Source organism: Sorangium sp. So ce295, assembly GCF_051527405.1.
Lineage (GTDB): Bacteria > Myxococcota_A > Polyangia > Polyangiales > Polyangiaceae > Sorangium > Sorangium cellulosum_B.
Window position 1 is genome coordinate 6,155,210 of record NZ_CP150324.1, and the last position, 19,215, is coordinate 6,174,424.

Annotated in this window: 16 protein-coding genes and 1 pseudogene; 9 read left to right on the plus strand and 8 right to left on the minus strand. The window is 69.2% G+C overall.

Annotation, left to right across the window (positions count from 1 at the left end):
- Window positions 1-93 precede the first annotated feature (93 nt).
- Both rph and WMF11_RS23245 read left to right on the plus strand, forming a co-directional pair.
- Window positions 94-2,706, plus strand: a complete 2,613-nt coding sequence (gene rph, locus WMF11_RS23240) for a rifamycin-inactivating phosphotransferase (protein WP_437978957.1) — start codon at window positions 94-96, stop codon at window positions 2,704-2,706.
- 52 nt (window positions 2,707-2,758) lie between these two features.
- Complete coding sequence (locus WMF11_RS23245) at window positions 2,759-2,908, plus strand: hypothetical protein (protein ID WP_437978958.1); 150 nt, start codon at window positions 2,759-2,761, stop codon at window positions 2,906-2,908.
- Between the two features lie 170 nt (window positions 2,909-3,078).
- Here the strand turns inward: WMF11_RS23245 and WMF11_RS23250 are convergent, their stop codons facing one another.
- On the minus strand, window positions 3,079-3,318 hold the full coding sequence (locus tag WMF11_RS23250; RefSeq protein WP_437978959.1) for a hypothetical protein: 240 nt from the start codon (window positions 3,316-3,318) through the stop codon (window positions 3,079-3,081).
- 53 nt (window positions 3,319-3,371) lie between these two features.
- Here WMF11_RS23250 and WMF11_RS23255 point away from each other — a divergent pair, with 53 nt between their 5' ends.
- The gene (locus WMF11_RS23255) at window positions 3,372-4,445 is read left to right on the plus strand and encodes an alpha/beta hydrolase (RefSeq protein WP_437978960.1); all 1,074 of its coding nucleotides are present in this window, start codon (window positions 3,372-3,374) and stop codon (window positions 4,443-4,445) included.
- A 151-nt stretch (window positions 4,446-4,596) separates the two neighbouring features.
- Here the strand turns inward: WMF11_RS23255 and WMF11_RS23260 are convergent, their stop codons facing one another.
- Entirely contained in the window at window positions 4,597-5,457 is an 861-nt protein-coding gene (locus WMF11_RS23260; RefSeq protein WP_437978961.1) for a hypothetical protein, read from the minus strand.
- Window positions 5,458-5,778: 321 nt separating this feature from the next.
- Complete coding sequence (locus WMF11_RS23265; RefSeq protein ID WP_437978962.1) at window positions 5,779-6,057, minus strand: hypothetical protein; 279 nt, start codon at window positions 6,055-6,057, stop codon at window positions 5,779-5,781.
- 714 nt (window positions 6,058-6,771) lie between these two features.
- Here WMF11_RS23265 and WMF11_RS23270 point away from each other — a divergent pair.
- On the plus strand, window positions 6,772-8,562 hold the full coding sequence (locus tag WMF11_RS23270) for a trypsin-like serine peptidase (RefSeq protein ID WP_437978963.1): 1,791 nt from the start codon (window positions 6,772-6,774) through the stop codon (window positions 8,560-8,562).
- A 328-nt stretch (window positions 8,563-8,890) separates the two neighbouring features.
- Window positions 8,891-10,030, plus strand: a complete 1,140-nt coding sequence (locus WMF11_RS23275) for a hypothetical protein (RefSeq protein ID WP_437978964.1) — start codon at window positions 8,891-8,893, stop codon at window positions 10,028-10,030.
- Window positions 10,031-10,145: 115 nt separating this feature from the next.
- On the opposite strand, the gene WMF11_RS23280 is transcribed toward WMF11_RS23275, so the two are convergent.
- The 3 genes from WMF11_RS23280 to WMF11_RS23290 are packed head-to-tail and all read right to left on the minus strand — an operon-like array spanning window position 10,146 to window position 13,421.
- Entirely contained in the window at window positions 10,146-10,925 is a 780-nt protein-coding gene (locus WMF11_RS23280; RefSeq protein ID WP_437978965.1) for a hypothetical protein, read from the minus strand.
- 11 nt (window positions 10,926-10,936) lie between these two features.
- Window positions 10,937-11,938 carry a hypothetical protein gene (locus WMF11_RS23285; RefSeq protein ID WP_437978966.1) on the minus strand — a complete coding sequence of 334 codons (1,002 nt, stop codon included), beginning with the start codon at window positions 11,936-11,938 and terminating at the stop codon, window positions 10,937-10,939.
- Complete coding sequence (locus tag WMF11_RS23290) at window positions 11,928-13,421, minus strand: protein kinase domain-containing protein (protein ID WP_437978967.1); 1,494 nt, start codon at window positions 13,419-13,421, stop codon at window positions 11,928-11,930. The genes WMF11_RS23285 and WMF11_RS23290 overlap by 11 nt, the downstream gene beginning before the upstream one ends.
- A gap of 492 nt (window positions 13,422-13,913) precedes the next feature.
- On the opposite strand from WMF11_RS23290, the gene WMF11_RS23295 reads away from it, so the two are divergent.
- Entirely contained in the window at window positions 13,914-15,170 is a 1,257-nt protein-coding gene (locus WMF11_RS23295; RefSeq protein ID WP_437978968.1) for an extracellular catalytic domain type 1 short-chain-length polyhydroxyalkanoate depolymerase, read from the plus strand.
- 30 nt (window positions 15,171-15,200) lie between these two features.
- Here WMF11_RS23295 and WMF11_RS23300 read toward each other — a convergent pair.
- A pseudogene (locus WMF11_RS23300) lies at window positions 15,201-15,251 on the minus strand (hypothetical protein); the annotation flags it as partial.
- 421 nt (window positions 15,252-15,672) lie between these two features.
- Here WMF11_RS23300 and WMF11_RS23305 point away from each other — a divergent pair.
- The gene (locus tag WMF11_RS23305; protein WP_437910642.1) at window positions 15,673-16,437 is read left to right on the plus strand and encodes a CAP domain-containing protein; all 765 of its coding nucleotides are present in this window, start codon (window positions 15,673-15,675) and stop codon (window positions 16,435-16,437) included.
- Between the two features lie 35 nt (window positions 16,438-16,472).
- On the opposite strand, the gene WMF11_RS23310 is transcribed toward WMF11_RS23305, so the two are convergent.
- Window positions 16,473-17,033 (minus strand): hypothetical protein, encoded by a 561-nt coding sequence (locus WMF11_RS23310; protein WP_437978969.1) that lies wholly within the window; start codon window positions 17,031-17,033, stop codon window positions 16,473-16,475.
- A gap of 309 nt (window positions 17,034-17,342) precedes the next feature.
- Here WMF11_RS23310 and WMF11_RS23315 point away from each other — a divergent pair, with 309 nt between their 5' ends.
- Together WMF11_RS23315 and WMF11_RS23320 are read left to right on the plus strand one after the other, a co-directional pair.
- A complete protein-coding gene (locus WMF11_RS23315) occupies window positions 17,343-18,362 on the plus strand; it encodes a lactonase family protein (protein ID WP_437978970.1) in 1,020 nt (339 codons plus the stop codon).
- Between the two features lie 283 nt (window positions 18,363-18,645).
- Window positions 18,646-19,182, plus strand: a complete 537-nt coding sequence (locus WMF11_RS23320; RefSeq protein WP_437978971.1) for a hypothetical protein — start codon at window positions 18,646-18,648, stop codon at window positions 19,180-19,182.
- The last annotated feature ends 33 nt before the right edge of the window (window positions 19,183-19,215 follow it).

The following is a 19,215-nucleotide window of genomic DNA, read 5'->3' on the forward strand; positions in this document are numbered from 1 at the left end:
CGTGGTTCGCGTTATCGTGGCGCCCTTCGACGAAGGGGGCGTGACGATCCGTCGACGCGAACGAGCTGCCGACGCCCTGATGGAGGTGAACGGATGCGGACCTATGTGCTTGCTCTCCAGGAGGTCGATCGAACGAAGGCCAGCGTGGTCGGGGGGAAGGGCGCGAACCTGGGGGAGCTCTCCAGGATCGAGGGCGTCCGCGTGCCCGCCGGCTTCTGCGTCACGACCGAGGCCTTCCAGCGGATCATGGGAGAAGCGCCGTCGATCGGCGGGTTGCTCGATCGGTTGTCGTCGCTCGCGGCGGAGGACCGGGACGGGATCCGGGAGCTCAGCGCCGAGCTGCGCCGGATCATCGAAGGGACGGCCATCCCCGAGGACGTACGAGAGGCGCTCACCCGGGCTCTTTCCACGCTTGGCGCGGGCGACGCCTACGCCGTACGGTCCAGCGCGACGGCGGAGGATCTGCCGGGGGCTTCCTTCGCGGGCCAGCAGGATACGTACCTGAACGTCCTCGGGACGCAGGCGATCCTGCAGCACGTCCGCCGGTGCTGGGCATCGCTCTTCACGGAGCGGGCGGTGACCTACCGGATCCAGCACGGCTTCGATCACCGCAAGGTCCACATGGCCGTGGTGGTGCAGAAGATGGTCTTCCCGCAGGCCGCCGGGATCGTCTTCACGGCCGATCCCGTCACGTCGAACCGGAAGGTGTCGTCGATCGAGGCTGGCTTCGGCCTGGGGGAGGCCCTTGTCGCCGGCCTGGCGAGCGCCGATCGCTACAAGGTGCGGAACGGCCAGGTCATCGAGAAGGCGATCGCCAGAAAGACGCTGGCCACGCGTGCCCTGGAGGAGGGCGGCACCGAAGAGCGGGCGATCGAGCCCGAGCGGCAGGACGGGCAGGTGCTGGCCGACGGGCAGATCGTGCGGCTCGAGCGCCTGGGCCGGCAGATCGAAGGGCATTTCGGCCATCCCCAGGACATCGAGTGGTGCCTTGTCGAGGAGGAATTCCACATCGTCCAGAGCCGGCCGATCACGACCCTGTACCCCATCCCCGAAGCCGGTGATCGAGGCAACCACGTCTACATCTCCGTCGGCCATCAACAGATGATGACCGACGCGATGAGGCCCCTGGGGCTGTCCTTGTTCCAGCTGACCTCGGGTGGCCGCATGCTCGCGGCGGGCGGCAGGTTGTTCGTCGATCCCACGAAGCAGCTGGCCTCACCGGCCAGCCGGGACGCCCTCCTGACTCTCCTGGGGCGCTCCCATCCGCTCCTCAGGGACGCCCTCTCGACGATCCTCGATCGGGGAGACTTCATCGAGCCGTTGCCCGACGATCCGGCGGCCCCGCGCCCCGGCCAGGGCAAGCAGGCGCCGGGGCGCTTCGACGCGCAGGTCGAGGACGACCCGGCGATCGTCGCCGAGCTGATCGAGCGCACCCAGGCCGGGCTCGCGGAGCTGAAGCGCGACATCCGGACAAGGACCGGAACGGCGCTGTTCGACTTCATCCGGGAGGACATCCAGGCGCTGAGCAAGTCCATGTTCGGTCCGCGGAGCATGGGCGCGATCATGGCGGGCATGAACGCTTCCTCGTGGATCAACGAGAAGATGCTGGCGTGGCTCGGCGAGAAGAGCGTCGCGGATACGCTCTCCCAGTCCGTGTCGAACAACATCACGTCGGAGATGGGCCTGGCGTTGCTGGACGTCGCCGACGTGATCCGTCCTTATCCGGACGTGGTCGCTTATCTGCAGAACGTGAAGCACGATGGCTTCCTGGAGGAGCTGGCCGCGCTCGATGGTGGCAAGGAAGCCCGGGACGCCATCCAAGCTTACCTCGACAAATACGGGATGCGATGCGTGGGGGAGATCGACATCACGAGGGCCCGCTGGAGCGAGGAGCCGGCGACCCTGGTCCCCTTGATCCTGAGCAACATCAAGAACTTCGAGCCTCGCGCCGGCGAGCGGAGGTTCGAGCAGGGGCGTCAGGAGGCCTTGCGGCGGGCGCGAGCGCTGCAAGGCCGGTTGAGGCAGCTGCCGGACGGAGAGCAGAAGGCGAGCGAGGCCCAGCGGATGATCGACCGGCTCCGGAGCTTCATCGGCTATCGCGAGTATCCGAAGTACGGCCTCGTCAATCGCTACTTCATTTACAAGCAGGCCTTGCTGCGAGAAGCCGAGCGGCTCGTGCAGGCCGGCGTGATCCACGACGCCAAGGACATCTACTACCTCACGTTCGACGAGCTCCGCGAGGTCGTGCGCACGCATCAGGTGGACGACCGGATCGTCAGCCAGCGGAGGGCCGAACACGAGCTCCACAAGAAGCTGTCGCCGCCGCTCGTCATCACGTCCGATGGGGAGATCGTGGCCGGTGCGCACAAACGAGCCGATCTCCCCGCCGGAGCCCTCGTCGGCCTGGCGGTCTCCTCCGGCGTCGTCGAGGGGCGAGCCCGCGTCCTCCTGGACATGGCCGACGCGGCGCTGGAGGCGGGGGATATCCTGGTCACCACCTTCACCGATCCCAGCTGGACGCCCTTGTTCGTGTCCATCAAGGGCCTTGTGACCGAGGTGGGGGGCCTGATGACCCATGGCGCGGTGATCGCCCGGGAATACGGCTTGCCGGCGGTCGTCGGCGTGGACAACGCGACAAGGCGGATCCGGGATGGGCAACGCATCCGCGTGCATGGAACGGACGGGTATGTCGAGATCCTGACCTGAGATCCGCGGCGCTCGCGCTCCTCGACGGGGCCGCGCTGGGCACCGCTTCCTGGTGCCGCGGTTCGGGGCCGTCGGGCTCGGGATCGCGGCGCCGACCGTGCAAAACGTCCATTTTTACAACGACGCGGCAGCGGCACGGCACGATACCTTCCAGGGGTCGCCGGTATCGGCGATCCTGGACCTCGGCCTCGAGCTGCCGTGACCGGGCCGCGTCGATTCTCTCAAAACGCGTCCGACGCGCGTCCACTCACCCCAGCGCATGTCCCTGCTCGCCGCCGCGCGCGAAGGCCTACCCACCGAAGCCACGTCCGCCGTACGGCCCGGAGCGCCGCTGCATCTCACGAGGCCGGCCGCCGCTGCGCACCCATCGGATCATCGAGGATCGCCGCGCGGCGGTTTTTGATTGACGCCGGCAATGTGAACGTTCACATTGGCTTTCTGGAGTTTCTTCCGCTTAACCCTGCATAGACCGTCATGCGCATCGAGCCCTTCTTCTTCATGCGCGTTGACCCTGACGGTCGGCTCTCGCTCCAGATGAGCAGCATGCAGGGGAGCGTTGCAACGGTTCCAAGGCGGAACGCCTGGCAACCACCTGTCTGCCAACTTCGTCATCGTCGGCCTGAAGCAGGCGCTTGACGCTGGCGTGACGTAACCAGAGAGGCCTCATGTACAACAAAAAGAAAGCCGTCAGGCGCTTCAATGTCTTCTGCTTGCTCTCGAGCGTCGCGCTGCTGGCGTGCGGCGAAGACAACGGCGGCGCGGCACAAGCTGCCGGTGCGGGCAGCTCCAGCGTGTCAGCCACCACCAGCGGGGCGTCGACCGGCGGAACCGCTGGGTCGGGTGGCGCGGCCAGTAGCGGTGCCGACACCAGCGCCAGTGGAATGGGCGGAGCAGGCGCGGGCGGAGCAGGCGCGGGCGGAGCAGGCGCGGGCGGAGCAGGCGCGGGCGGAGCAGGTGACGGCGGCGCTGGAGCCGGCGGAGCCGGTGGTTCGGCGCTCCCACCCATCACGGATTACTCTGCCAAGGGTCCGTTCGCGACGACCGTGGAGCGGAACGTGGGGCCGAACGGAGCCTATACGGTGTTCAGGCCCGAACCCTTGGGTGTGGACGGCTTCTTGCACGCTCCGATCGTTTTCGGCCCCGGCATCGGCCAGCAGGTGGCGGTGCACACGAACATGCTGACGAACTTTGCTTCTCACGGTTTCGTGGTCGTCGGGTGCCCCGTCCTCAGCGGCGGCCCCGGCGACGCAGGCAATCTCAAGAAGATGGAGGATGGTCTCAACTGGATCCTGGAGCAGAACGACGCGCCAGGCAAATATCAGGGCAAGCTCTACGTCGATCACGCGGTCTCGATGGGCTTCTCGGTCGGCGGCACCTCGGCCGTGCAACTCGGCGGTCACGAGGCGGTGGCCACTGTCGTCTCGATCCACGGCCACAGGGCCTCGGCCGACCTCCACGGCACGATGCTGCAGACGACTGGCACCCGGGATACTGTCGGCATGCCCCTCCAGCAGGCCACCTACGACATGTCCGAAGTGCCCACATTCCTGGCAACGCTGACGGGCGCGCCTCATGCATACATCGAGAGCGACGGCGGCGGCGAAGAGCGGCCCGCGATCGTCGCATGGATGCGCTACTGGATCTACAACGACATGGGCGCGCGGGACCATTTCTTCGGCGATAATTGCGTGTTGTGCAAGGCGCCTTGGGAGAATCCCCAGCGCAAGAACTGGGAATAACCTCGCGTCGAGGGTGCTGGAGCGCCCGCTCCCGCTCCCGGCCCGCTCCCGGTCCGACCTTCAATCTGGGCTGGCCGTCCCGCCCACCGTACGCCTCCTGCACAGGCCGGGGCAAGCGGGGCGAGCGGCTCGCGCCGTCGCCGCTCGCGCGTCAGATGCGCTCCCGCACCCGTCTCGCGAGCTCCTGATAGGCCTCATCTTCGGCGCCCCATGCTCTCTGGATGATGACAAGGATCTGCTTCAGATACATCTTGTACAGCGGCTGGAGGTGCTTTGCGTCGTCGTAGCTGCCGAGGATCATGAAGGCCAGCTCTTCGAGCTTCGTCGGGCTGTCCTGGAACTCCTCGAACGCGCCTTCGAGCCATTCCGGATCGGTCTCCTGAAACGCCTCGTCGATCGTGATCGTCTTGCCGAATCCCTTCTCCACGATCAGCTCCTCCTCGAGTTTTAGCTCCGAGGTCGAACCGAGCGCCCCCCAGCCGGCCTCTTTTGCCCATTCTGCGGCGGTCTTCTCCGGTATCGACCAGGCGATCGAGAAGGTCGTGAGGTACTCGGGCAGCCTCCTGAGCCCGGCACCGCCGATGCCCGGGTTGAACGAGAGCGAGAAGAGCTCCTTCAGCTTGAGGGTGCGGGTCGGTCCCTCCCCGAGCCGGTCAATGTCCTGGGCGAGGGAGTTCGCTTTGCCGCCTGCGTCGTTGTCCTTGCCGGTGTAGTTGAGGACGATGTTGTCGGGGTTGTTGTAGAGACGCTTGAGGTGCTCGACGAGCGCGGACGTGAGGCCGCTCTCGTCGTTCGCCTGCGTGTGGAGGATCTCCTTCAGCCTGGCCTTCGACGAGGCGACCCGCGCGACGAGGGCGCGCACCATCGTGCTCCATTCGATGACGTGCCCCCTCGACTGCCCCTCCGGCGGGACGATGTGCTTCGAGATCTGGTTTGCCCAGTTGGGCCGTCCCGAAATGCTCAAGCGGATCTCGTCGCCCCCCTTCAGCTCGAGGCGCACCTTCACTTGCATCTGCGCGACCCACGAGGAGGTCGGGCGCGGTCGTGCGGTGAAGGGCTCAGCCCTGGCCGGATGGGGAGGACGCGCGGCGGCCGCCTGCGCGACGGTGGCCGGATGCGGGGAGAGCGGGCGGGGACCTGCCTTCGCCGGATGGGGAGGCGGAGCGGAGGACGCCTGTGCGACGGTGGCAGGGTGCGGCGGAGGGGTCCGCAGCGGACGCGGTGGCCCCGGCGCGGTGGACAGCGACCGCTTGCTCGTGCGCATGACACATCCCTACGGGCTCGGGCGCCGAAAGGCAATTTTCCTCACCCCTCGTCGCCGTCCCCCGATCACTCATGGATCCGGAAGAATCGATGTCCTCGTGCCCTGGAGCCGCTCGCCCGCGAGCATCCTGGCGCGCTCCTGATGAGCGCCCTCGAGCGCCGGGACGGCGACGCGCTCAGGGCGCGGATCGATGCCTTCTTCGCGCAGCACCTCGTCGAGCGTACCGTCTCGATTCCCTACGATCGTCACGGCGTGCTCGCCGAGCTGCGCGATCGGCTCCAGGTGGTCCGGGAGGAGTACGGCGACGAGGTCTCCGTCACGGTCCGCGGCACCCGTAGGACCCGCCATAACGGCCAAACTGGCGGCGTTCGTTGCTCTGACACTGGCAGCTGCCGTAGCACGGGACGTACTCAGGCAGCGGGCTGAAGTCGACGTCAATGCACTGTCCGCCGCTACAGTAAAGTCCGAGCGGGCAATCACAGTCCACCGAACAACTGGTAAGCGCCTGAGCGCTCTCGCCAAGCCCCTCGTCGCTGCTGTTGTGGTCGATGCTCACCATACAGCCAGCCGACAGAGCGATCGCGATGACGGCGCTCATCCTTCGAAGCATGTTGCGCATGAACGCTCCTCGCGGCGTGAGAAGACACTACGCCGCGTGCTGGGGGGTCAAGTAATCGGCTCTACTGCGGGAAGTTGCCCCGGATCAGCAGAAGAACCGCCGAGCTGCCAAGGACGCCAAGGGGAGAGGGGGAAGGGGGCCGTCCGGGTATCCCCCCTGTTCCCCGGTTTTCTTGGCGCCCTTGACAGTTCCGACAAGGGCCGTCCCCGGGGGCATCGAGGCGGGGCGCCGCCGAACTGTGGTCGCGCAGGCCACACCCGCGCGTCGCGGTGCGACGGCCACGCGACAAACTCGCCGACGGCAGCGCGAATCCCTCGGTTCGCGGACGGCATATCGGTTGCTTGGCCGGGCGTCGAACGCACAGCGATCCAGGCGCGTCGCTGCGTGTCCGCCAGCCAGCGCCGCGGCGCCGCGCGAGAGCGCAGGAGCCCACGGAGACGACCATGTCGAAGCACTTCTTCCGCACCGCACCGCTCCTCGGAATCCTTGTCACCACCGGCTGCGCCGCGACGGCCGGCGTCGATGAGCTCGACGACGAGCCGGTCGGAGAGGCCGAGAGCGCGCTCGCCACCGAGATGACGCTCGGCCCGAACCAGCGGATCGTCAACGCCGCCAGCCTCTACACCACGAACCCGGACGTCGCGGTGAGCCAGTTCGCCGAGGCGTCGCTGGGCGGCTACTGCAACGGCGTGATGATCGGCCCGAACGTCTTCTTCAGCGCGGCCCACTGCGGGGGCGGGCCGACGAGCATCACCTTCCGCACGTACCGGAACGGCAGCACGGCCGCGTCGGACACGGAGGCCTTCACGTGCGACGCGATGGAGCAGACGTTCAACGACACGGACGGCGTGCTCTTCTTCTGCTGGCCGAACGCCGCCGGCGAGAACCCGGGCGACAAGTACGGCTACGTCGATTTCGACGTGTCGCCGCCCGTCGTCGGACAGCAGATCTACAGCATCTCGGCGAACAACCAGCAGAACGGCAGCCTCCCCTTCGACACGCGCATGTACGCCAATGGCCAGGTCACGAGCGTCACCGGCGCGGGGCACTGGTTCACCCCGGCCTCGGCGCCGAACACCGGCGTCGAGATGAACGTCTGGGGAGAAGGAGGCATGAGCGGCTCGCCCCACTTCAACGCGGCGAACGGCAAGATGATCATCGCCCCGCTCTCCACGGCGTGCTCCGGCGGGTGCTGGGGACGCAACGCCCTCTCCATGCGCGATCTGCTCTACTGGGGTTACGTCAACCCGAGCTTCGACCCCGCGGCCCAGGGCCCCACGGTCAATGTCTCGCTCGTCACGAGCCTCGGCCTCACCCCGGCCAACTACTACGGCTGGGCGGACAAGGAGCTCGACTGGGAGTTCGACATCCAGCGCGACCTCGAGCGGCTGCGCGGCGAGGCGCGGCGCGACTGGTACAACCTCGGCTTCGACAGCCAGCGTCGCAACGCGCTCTGGGACCTCACCGCGCTCGCGACCCTCGACGTGACGAACCGGTGGGCGCGCATCAACCGCACGACCGGCGCGGGCTACGCCGACGCGCTCTCGCACGGCAAGCTGAACCTGGCCGCGGGCAGCTACCGGATCACGCTCATGACCTACACGCAGGCGAGCCAGTACGCGAGCTCGCTGTGGGTGGGGCTGAAGAGCGGCACGACGTCGCTCGGGGGCGAGTACGTGGCGAACACCGTGGGATCGGGCTGGCAGACGCACACGTTCGAGGTGAACGCCCCGTCCGACGGGCTCACGCTCGGGCTCGGCGTGTTCGGGACCGCCGACATCCTCGTGTCCGCGCCGAGCGTGGTGAAGAGCACCGCCGTCATGAACTTCGACACCTTCGACAAGCGCACGAACTGGCGCAACGACGTCGATGGGAGCCGGGCGCAGGTGGTCCCCGACGGACGCGTGATGGGCACGCCCAACTGGGCGGTCCGCGTGACGCAGAGCGCGACGGGCTACCCGGTGCGCAACCGCCAGCTCGCGCTGGCCGCGGGGCGGCCGTACCAGATCTGCTTCGACGCGCGCAGGACCACCGCGAGCGGGTCTTCCCAGGCCGAGCTCCGCGTCGTGAGCGGCGGCGCCCAGGTGATGTGGACGAGCTTCTCGCCCTCGAGCGCGTGGAGCACCACCTGCTCGGCGACGTTCACCCCGCCGTCGGACGACAACAACCTGCAGATCCGCGTCTCGACCGGCGATCCGGTCCTCGTCGACAACATCGCGATCACCGCGATGTGAGCCGGCGCCGACGCCGCCCGCCTGCACCTCCTCGGCTTCAGGCACCACGGCGCCATCTCGATGGCTCGATATCGTGACATGTCATGTGACATGTCGCGTGACATGTCACGGATCCGGGAGGCGCGCTCGATGCGCACGGACGCCAGAGCGCGAACGAGAGGACGACGCGCTCGCGGCCCGCCCGGTGGCCCCCTTCGTGCTTGGATGTCGAGAGAGGTTCGCTTTATTGGCATGCAGCTTGCCAATACCTGTGTCGAATGCCCGTGTCGACGGGGCGGCGCTCCGTCTGGCTTTCTTACACGGTGATGCAATCGGAGGTTGACGGGTCATGCTCAGAGGATTTCGGTTCACGATGGCGGCGGCCGTCTTGCTGGTGGGCTCCGAGGCGATGGCGTGGTCCACGGGGCCGATCCCCGGCACCAGCGCGGTCGGACACACGGCGCAGGGCTATGCGTGGAAGGACTGGGGAGGGGGCGCCTGGAGCAAGTGGCACAGCGTCGCCTACAGCGATACCACCGGCGATGTCGTCATGGTCGCCCGCCGGGAGGCCAACGTCGGCTTCCCCTCCGGATGGCTGCCCTGGGTGATAGAGACGGTCGATGAATCCGTGAACTTCCTCAACGGCCTCTCGATGACCATCGGCAAGGAGGACGGCACCGAGTTCATCGCGTACGTCGACGTCGACACGCATCGTCTGAAGGTCGCCCGGCGGGTGGGCGGAAACGCCGGCAACTGCGGCGTCCTCAGCCAGTGGGACTGCGAGACGGTCGACTCCGTCGATGTGGTCCGTACCCCCTCGATCGAGGTCAGGTACGACGCGGGGCTCCAGGATTACATCGTCCACGTCGTCTACACCACGGAGACGAGCGCTGGCGTCCGGAGCCTGAAATACGCAGGGAAGACCGGCGGAAATCCGTGGTTCACCGGGACGATCAAGGCGAACACGAACCCGATCAGGCTGGCCTCCGACGCGATCGCCCTCGATGGCGCGACGCCGCTGGTCGCCTTCGCCGAGAGCTCGGTCGGGGTGCAGGTGAGCCGGTTCGTCGGGCCCTCTCTCGGCACCTGGACGACCACCCTGATCGACGCGAACGGCGGGGGCTACGTGTCGATGGACGCCAGGTCGCTCCGTCGCGAGATCGTGTACAAGAGCAACAATGATTTGAAGTCCGCCTCGTGGAGCTTCTTGACTGGGAACTGGACGGTGAGCACCGTCGACACGGCGGTTCAGGGTTCCTATCTATCCCTTGTGATCGATGACACCTTCAAACCGCAGATCGCCTACAGAAAGGGCAGCGCGCCCTGGCTGGCCAAGCGGGGGACGAGCGGGTGGAGCACCACCGGCACGGTCACGCCCACCGCCGCGGGCTATAACCCGTCCCTTCAACTGGACACCCATCCCGCGACGGACACGGCCATCCTCGTCCACACCAACAGCAACCACGTCCTGCACGTCACCGACGAATAGGCAGCCGCCTGCTCGAGGGCAGCGGGGTTCACCAGGCTCGTTCGGTCGGGCTCGGACCAGGCCCCCACCATGGCTCACGAACGTTCTCGTGACCGAGGGTGGGGGCGGGCGTTCGTCACGGGACGAACGCGATGTCGTCCACGAGCATGTCGAACACGGTCGACTTCGCCGTGTGGAACTCGATCGAGTAAGCGTGCGAAGCGTCGAACGCCGGGGGCGCGGGCACGCCCCAGCCGTCCGTGCTGAGGAGTTCGAACATGACCGTGTACTGCGCCCACTCGGTCGTGATGTCGATCCCCTCGCCGAAGTGGTCGCCGCAGCCGGTGCCTTCACACACGCCGCCCTCGCGATCGGTGTTGCGGTCGGGGAAGTTCACGTAGATGTGCGTCGGCGCCGCCGCCTTGGCCCAGAAGGTAAGGCCCGAGTAGGCAGAGGCGTCGTAGGTGAGCTTCGCGCCCCCCGGGGCGAAGTTCAGGTCGAACCCCATGCCGGCCCCCCTCGAGAGGAAGCCGCTCCCCGCGACGTGAGCGGCGTACTCGCTCGGGTCGTGCCCGGGCGAGACCGGTACGAACGGGCGGCCGGGCAGAGGGGTCTGCGCGCCGCCCCGGGTGCCGTCGTTGTACGTGTACCAGCTGCCGACACGGTCCTTGCACCGGAGGATCGCGCCGTCGCCGTCCTCCAGGTCGTCGAGGAGCGCGGTGCAGGCAGGGAGCTCGGGCTCCGCGTCCGAGCCGCCCGAGCCGCCGGCGCCGCCCGCCCCCTCGTCCTGGCCGCCGGCTCCCCCGGCGCCGTCATCGAGGCCAAACGGATCCGGGTCGTATTCGCCGGGCGAGATGCCGAGGACAAGGCCGCATCCGCTCAGCGACACCGACGCGCAGAGGGCGATTGGGAGCACCTGGAAGCGCATCAGAAGCTGCCTTGCACGAGCGCGCCGCCAACCGCGGGCGAGATCGCCAGCGACGCGCCCTGGGTCGAGCTCTTCGCGGTGAGCCACAGAACGCCGCCGCCGGCGATGGCCGCGAGGCCGACGCCGAAGACCACGGTCGCGACGTTCGCGCGCGCCACGGCGCTGCCGCGGATGTCCATGCCGCGCCGATCGCAGCGATCGCCGTTGCAGAACGGGCGCGACTCGTCGAACCTCGACTTCGCCGCGAAGCCGAGCCCCGCCCCGACGCCCACGGCGACGACCCCCGCGCCTGCCGTGACGAGCGCGATCGTGCGGCGGCCACCGCCCGCGCCGCCCGCGTCGCCCGACGCGGGGTCGTCCTCCAGCGCGCGCACGACGAGGGTCGAGGTCACGCCGCCCGGCTTCACCTCGACCTGCGCCGTCCACGCCCGCTTGCCCGGCGCGCTCGCCTGGATCACGTGGGTCCCCGCGTCGACCGGCATGGGCACGCCCCACTGGCCGGGGCCGACCGGCGTGCCGTCGCGCTTCACCTCGAGGCCCGGCGTGCTCGCGGCCTCGACGACCACCGAGAGGCGCGAGACCTTCGGCTGGACGGCCGCCGCGCGCTCGCGCGCCTTCGCCTCCTTCACCCGGTCGCCGCTCGCGTGCACCCGCGCGGCGACCTCGAGGAAGTGCGCCCACGCGGAGGCCATCTTGCCGATGCGCTCGTAGCAATCGGCGAGGAAATAGCGGGTGTTGACGCTGTCGTAGAGGCGCAGGCTCTCCTCGTACTTGGGGCAGGCGCGCGACGCCTGGCCAGCGTCGACGAGCGCCCCCGCCTCCCGGAACAGCGCCACGGCGCCCGCCTTGTCCTCGGCCCTCGCGGCGCGCCCGCCCGCGATCGCCGCGGCCAGGCCGATGCCGATCGCGCAGAGACGCGCGGCGCGCCCGCGCTTCGGTCGGCTCTTCGTCTGCGGCGGCGTCATCGTGTCGGCGAAGGTATCAAACGTATCAGAAGACATCGCGCGAGAACGGGTCGGCGCTGGAGGGCCGCTTCCCCTGCGGCGCGCCGCGCTTCGCAGGCTGCGCCGAGCCGCCCGGCCTCGCGGGCTTCTGCGCGGCGGGGGCGCCCGTGGCGGGGGCGCGCGCGTCGGGCGGCGGCCCCTCGGCCGACGCGCCGGGAGCGGCGCCGGACGGCGGCACCGCGCTGGCGGCCGGCTCGACGGCCGCGTCCAGCGCAGCGCTGGGCTGCGCGGCGCGCGGCTCCGGCCCGGCGCTCGGCTGTTCGGGGCGCGGCTCCGGGACCGCGCCCTGAGGGCCCGCCGACGACGCCGTCTCGCGCTCGATGCCGGGCGGGGCCCGGTCCGACAGGCGCCAGAGCAGCAGGCCGCCGCTCAGGAGCGCAAGGCCGAGCCCGATCGCGGCGGCGCGCTTCTCGCGCGACGCTGGCTTGCGGTTCGTCGTACCGAGCGGCGCCATGGTGAGCGCTCCCCCGCCGAGGGGCACGGTCGACGCGGGGAGCGTCGCCCCGGCCGCAGTGACCGCCGTGGCGGTGCGAGCGGCGCCGGGCGGCAGGGCCCCGGCCGGGAGCGCGCCGCGCAGCGCGCCGAAGAGGCGCTCGGCCGCCGCGCGCGCGTGCGGCGGAGCGAACGGCACCAGCGCGAGCGCGAGATCCGCGACGGTCGGGAACCGGCGATCGCGATCGCGCGCGATCGCCGCGAGGATCACCTGCTCCAGCGGCTCCGGGAGGTCCGGGCGGAGGGCGCGCGGCCGCTGCGGCTCCCCCTGCGTGACCAGGTAGACGAGCTGCGCGAGCTCGTGCGCGAAGAACGGCGTTCGCCCCGTGAGCAGCTCGAAGAGGACGACGCCCAGCGAATAGATGTCCGCGCGGCCGTCGACGTCGCTCGAGGAGCGGAGCTGCTCGGGGGACATGTAGAGGGGCGAGCCGAGCACTCCCCCCACCCGCGTCAACGCGTGGTCCTCCGCGTGCGTCATCTTGGAGATCCCGAAGTCGAGCACCTTGACGCACGGCGAGCCGTCCGCGTTCCGCGTGACGAACAGGTTGCTCGGCTTCACGTCCCGGTGGACGATGCCTTGCGCGTGCGCCTCCGCGAGCGCCTCGCAGACCTGGAGCACCAGCTCGACGGCCACGGGCACCGCGAGGCGCCCGCTCTCCGCGAGCACGGCGGCGAGGTCCCTCCCCTCGAGGTGATCCATCACCATGTACGGCGCGCCGCTCTCGAGCGTGCCGACGTCGGCGACGCGCACGACGTGCTGGCTGCGGACGCGCACGGCGGCGCGCCCCTCCCTCAGAAAGCGCTGGAGGATCTCCGGATCCCGCACGTGCTTCGGCAACAGCACCTTGATCGCGACGCGCTCGTCGAGGGCGAGGTGGCGCGCGGCGACGACGAGCCCCATGGCGCCTCGTCCGAGGACGCTCTCCACGCGATACTTGCCGAGGAGGACATCCCCGGGGGCAATCGTGGTCTCGTCAGGGCTCGACATGGCAGGCCAGGGCGGAAGAAGGGCATCCACTATGCCACGTCACGGTCAGAGGCTCATGCAATTTTCCGCTGCGCCGGCCTCAGCCGGGCAGCGCTACCCTATAAATTGGCCTATCCTGTCTCCTGTCGCGGCCGCTGCTACCTGACCCGTCGCGACCCGCCGGGAGGAGAGCGACGACGACCTGATCTTCAGCGATGGCCGCGGCGCTGACGGGCCCTTCCATTTCTTCCGCCGATCCTTCCACCGATTGTTACGAAACGACACACCCCCACGAGTTGCTACGAAACGACACAGCTCCTCGCCCAGCGATCGGGCTTGGCTCGACTACGCGCCTCGGCTTGCCTGCAAAAACATGATACGAATATCCTCACGCATGGAAGCCGCGTCGCGGCGATGCACATCAGACTCAGGAGCGACCGATCGGACGTCGGCGAGTCGCGACTTCCGTTCTACTCATCGGCTGTTATTGACATAGTGATAGCGAGGTAGCCAATGACCACCACCCTTCGATTCGTCGCGCCCGCCGCCGCTTCCCTTGCAACCGTGTTGCTCGCGATTTCGCCGTCAGTGGCGGCTTCGTGGCAGACCCGGGTCGACTACGGCGGGAACACGCCCATGGACCTCTACGTCCCGGACAAGGTCGACGTATCGCCGGGGGTCGTGGTCTCGCTGCACTACTGCAGCGGGAACGCGGCGAACGCTCACGGCTGGTTCCAGGGTCTGGCGGATCAGCACGGCTTCCTCATCATCACGCCCCAGGCAGGCGGCGACTGCTTTGACGCGACGCCCGCGCGCAGCGGTGAGCGAGAGGCCATCACCAAGATGGTCCAGTACGCCGTCTCACGGCACGACGCCGACGCGACCCGAGTCTTCGCTGCGGGGGCGTCTTCCGGCGCTTGCATGACGAACGCGCTCCTCGCTGCCTACCCGGACGTGTTTGCTGGGGGTTCGGTGCTGGCCGGTGTCCCCGCCGGAGCTTGGACGGGAGGCAACGCCTATGGCTGGATGACCCCTCCCGACAGGACCGCCCCCGAGTGGGGTGACATCGTGCGCAAGGCGGATCCGGGCTTCACCGGCGCACGGCCTCGCGTTCAGATCTGGCACGGAGCGGATGACACCACCCTCAACTACGAGCCGAACTTTCGAGCCCAGATCGCGCAGTGGACGGACGTCTTTGGTTTCGGTCATTCCGACAGCAAGACGAGCATCTTCATGGGCTCCCAAGATACATGGCATCGGTACTCTTACACGAACGCCGCGGGCACGCTCCTCCTGGAGGCGAACTACGCGGACGGTGCCCCGCACGATCTCTCGGGGCGCGGCTTGTGGAAGGACGTCGTGCGCTTCTTCGGGCTCGATATGGATCCTCCGCCCCCCGGGGACGGCGCGGGCGGCGGTGATGGCACCGGCGGCAGCGACACATCGACCGGAGGTGGCAGCGCAAGCGGCGCCACTTCAGGCACGGGTGGCGACGCGAGCGGCAGCACGGGTAGCAGCGGAGCGACCACCGGAGGCGCGGCGCAAGGCACCAGCGGAGCCACCACGGGCGGCTCGACGAGCAACGCGGGTGGGAGCACCGCCTCCGGAGACAGCGATCCGACGACGACAGGCGGCGACAGCGCGTCGGACGACGGTGGGTGCAGCTTCAACGCGGCCTCCAGCGGTCAGCTGCCCGGCGGCGCGCTCGTCGGATTGCTCGTGGCAGGCCTTGGCGCGGTGGTCCGCCGCCGTCGCCGATCTGCTGCGTGACCGAGGTAACAGCGGCAGCCAGAGCTCGTGGTAGTCGCTCTCCCCCCAGCAGTACACCGTTCCATCCGTCTTCAACCCGCAGTTGCCCTCGGGGCTTGACGTCTCCGAAACGTTTGGATTTCATTCCCCTACCATGAAGACGGCTTTGACTCGCTTTCGACTCGTCGCATCCACCGCGCTCCTCATCGCGGCCGCGTCCTGCAGCAGCGAAGATGCCGATCCTGGCGCGTCAGGTTCGTCGGGCGGCTCACCGCCAGCCGCCGGGTCGGGCGGGACGGGTGGCACGACCGCGAGCAGCGGCGGCGCGGGCTCAGGCTCGGACGCCTCGAGCGCCGGAGGAGCTGGCGGCACCTCTACGGGAGGTTCGTCAGCCGTCAGCACAGGAGAAGGGGGCGGCGGATCGGCAGGCACGGCATCGGGAGGGTCGGGAGGGTCGACACCCGAGACGGGCGATCGCTCGCCGGAGGGCACCTGCGCGCGCTTCAACGCCGACACCGCCGACATGAGCGAGGGCACGTGGAGCGGCTCGCTGGACCCCGGGTGCGACCCGGGAGACATCTCTGCCGAGGGTCGAGCGAACGCGCTCCGGCTCTTCAACCTGTACCGCTGGCTTGCGGACCTGCCCCCGGTCGTGACCGAGCCCACCCGCGACGCGCAGGCCCAGGCCTGCGCGCTCATGATGGACGCGAACAATTCGCTCTCGCACGAGCCGCCGGAGAGCTGGAAGTGCTACTCGAAAACAGGCGCGGACGGCGCGAGGACGAGCAACATCTCGAGTGGCCCCGGCGTCGCGAGCGTTCAGGGCTATCTGATCGACCCCGGGAACGAGACGACCTTTGGCCACCGGCGCATCATCCTCGCGAACGATCTCGGCCCGATCGGCCTCGGCTCTACCGGCAAGAACGGCGCCTCCTGCATGCAGAACATCGGAGGGACGGGGCGCGCCGGCAAGGAGTGGACGGCCTGGCCTCCGCCCGGGGTGTTCCCGATTCAGGCCTACAGCGACCGCTGGAGCTCACTCAGCGACACCGGCTGGTCGATCCAGAGCGAGGACATCGAGCTCGAGGAGGCCGAGGTCACGATCACGAGCGGCGGAGCCCCGCTGGCCGTCGACGTGGAGCCGCTCCAGGGGCGCTACGGCTCCACGAACGCCATCCGCATCGTGCCGAACGGCTGGGACCCTGAAGCCGGCAACACCTACTCCGTGAGCGTCTCCGGAATCTCGGCGACCATCGCGTACGACGTCGTGTTCGTCGACTGCGAATAGAGGATTCTCGTTCCCCTTCAGCTCCGGCAAGAACATCATTTCGGGACCTTGACGTCGAGCTTGCCGAGGCGCGCGAGCAGCGGCCCCCGATCCTCCATGGCCACGCCGACGAGCCTCCGCGCAGACGCGTCGTCGAGCTTCGGGACGGATCGCGCCGCGAATCGCGCCTCGTCCGCGGCGGGGACCTCGAAGATCAGGTGGTAAACGCCGCTGTTCGAGACCGCGAGCACGCGCTGCGTCTCCCCCAGGCCGAGCAATCGACAGAGCGCCGCGGCAAGGAACCCCGCGGCGGCGCGAGCGAGAGCGCCGCCGCGAAGTGAGAGCGAGACGTGGTGCTCTCGTCCGGCCTCGCTGGCCTCGGCGACGGTATACACCACGGCGATATCGGCGGACGTGATGAACGCATTGCCCTCGGCGAACGGGTCCGCGGGCGGGCCCCCCCCGGGGCGCTTGAGCGCGGTGTCCTTGGCGCGGCCGAGCCCGCGCGAGAGCTCGATCAGGTGATCCGGCGAGAACAGCCGAGCGTAACGCGGCCGCTTCATCGCGAACCGGTAGATCAGGAACACCACGAGCCCGACGAGCAGCCATTTCAGCATCGGACCTTGCACCTCCGCGCCCAACCACCGAGACAGACCATCACGCCCGCGGCGAGCGGCTCATCGCCGCAGCATGCGCCTTCTTTCGTCCCATGGCGAGGCATCGTGCCGGTCCTTCCGCGATTCGTCCATGAGGTTTCACCTCTGCCGTCACCGCTCACGCATCGGCGCCTCACGCCCTTGTGGCTCTGCTTGCCTGATGGCGCGCGTCGCTGCGACGTGGGCAGGCGCGCCGCCCGGAGCAGGATCCGTGGCGCGACGCCGGCCCGATGGTGGATACTGGCGCTGGCCTCCAGCCTCTTCGCCGCGATGACCCAAGCCGCCACCTACGTCTACGTCTCCAACGCCGAGAGCTCCGAGATCTCGGTGCTGCGCCTGGACCCCGCCGACGGGTCGCTGGCGCCCGTACAGACCGTCGGCATCGACGGCCAGGCCGGACCGCTGGCGGTCTCGCCGGACCGGCGCTTCCTCTACGTCGCGCTGCGCACCGAGCCCCACGCGGTGCAGAGCTTCGCGCTCGACGCGGCGAGCGGGCGGCTGAGGCCGCTGTCGGCGGCGCCGCTGCCCGACAGGATGTCGCACCTCATCACCGATCGCAGCGGGCGCCATCTCTTCGGCGCCTCCTATGGCGGTCACATGACCAGCATCAGCCCGCTCGGCAGCGACGGCGCGGTGGGCGAGCCAGCTACGGTGTTGCCCACCGGTCGCCATGCGCATGCCACGCTGGTGGATCCGTCGAACCGCTACGTCTTCGTCAGCGCCCTCGGCTCGGATGTGGTGATGCAGTGGCGCTTCGACGCGGCCACTGGCCAGCTCACCCCCAACGATCCGCCGGCGCTGCCCGTGCGTCCGCAGGCCGGCCCGCGCCACCTCGCGTTCGCTCCCGACGGGCGCTTCGTCTACCTGCTCAACGAGCTGGACGCGCGCGTCGACGTCCTGGCCTTCGACGCCGAGCGCGGGACGCTGGCGCCGGTGCAGAGCCTCTCCACGCTGCCCGAGGGCTTCTCTGGCAAGCCCTGGGCGGCCGACCTGCACCTCACGCCCGACGGCCGCTTCCTCTACACGTCGGAGCGCACCTCCAGCACGCTGGCAGGGTTCAGCGTCGATGCGCAGACCGGCCGCCTGAGCCTGGTCTCGCACGCGCCCACGGAGCAGCAGCCGCGCGGCTTCCAGATCGACCCCGGCGGCCGCTGGCTCGTCGCCGCCGGGCAGCTCTCGCATGCGGTGCGCGTGCACGCGATCGACCGCGAGAGCGGCCGGCTCACCTCGTCGACGTCGACCCCGGTGGGCCGCGGTCCCCACTGGGTGGAGATCCTGACCTTCCCCTGATCCGAGCGCCGCGCGCGACGGCCCCGAGCTGGCGAAACTGGCGGCGCGCGTGGCGGCCGCCAGGTCCCGGAGCGCGGAGAGGGCCCAAAGATCCCGCAAAAAGGCCGCGGCACACCGTTCGCAATTAGTGCCCACCGAAACGCGCACCGAAACGCCGCGAGGTCCGACCTCGCGCTGGTCCCCGCCGTTGCGGGGCAGCGCGAAGCCCGGAAGCGGCGTGCTAGCCCGAGCCGGCGCCACGCGCCGCGCTCGGATGGAGGCACCCATGCCGGTTCGTCATGCCATGTCCATGAGTCTCCCTGTCCTCGCGCTCGCCTGCTCCACCGCGCAAGGCGCCGCCCCGGAGCCACCGGAGAGCACCCCACCGCAGCACGACGGCGCAGCGGCGCCGGCCGGCTCGACGAGCGCGAGGAGCTTCGTCGACGCCGCGTCGTACTTCACGAGCTCGGAGGAGATCGACGCCTGGTACGGGCTGCTCCGCGAGCTGAACGACGACTTCGACGTCGTGTGCGGCGACACGTTCTGCGAAGGCGATTTCAGCAACTACGAGCCGCTTCGATTCCGTTGCTCCGTCGAGGAGCACGCCGGGACGATCGGCCGCTGTGTGTGGATCCTCGCCGCGAGCATGGAGGAGATCGTGCCTTCCACGGGGGATGTGGAGGTAGACGCGAGGATCTTCCTCTGCGAGATGCCCATCGCCCCGGGGACCGCCGTGACCGACCTCGTCGAGGCGCTCGCGGCGCCGTCGGGTCGGGCGATCGACGCCGCGCTCCCCGGAACGGACAGATCGCTCTACGACGGCCTCGTCGAGTGCCTCTGACAGCCCGCCGGCGTCGATGAGCTTGTTCGCGGG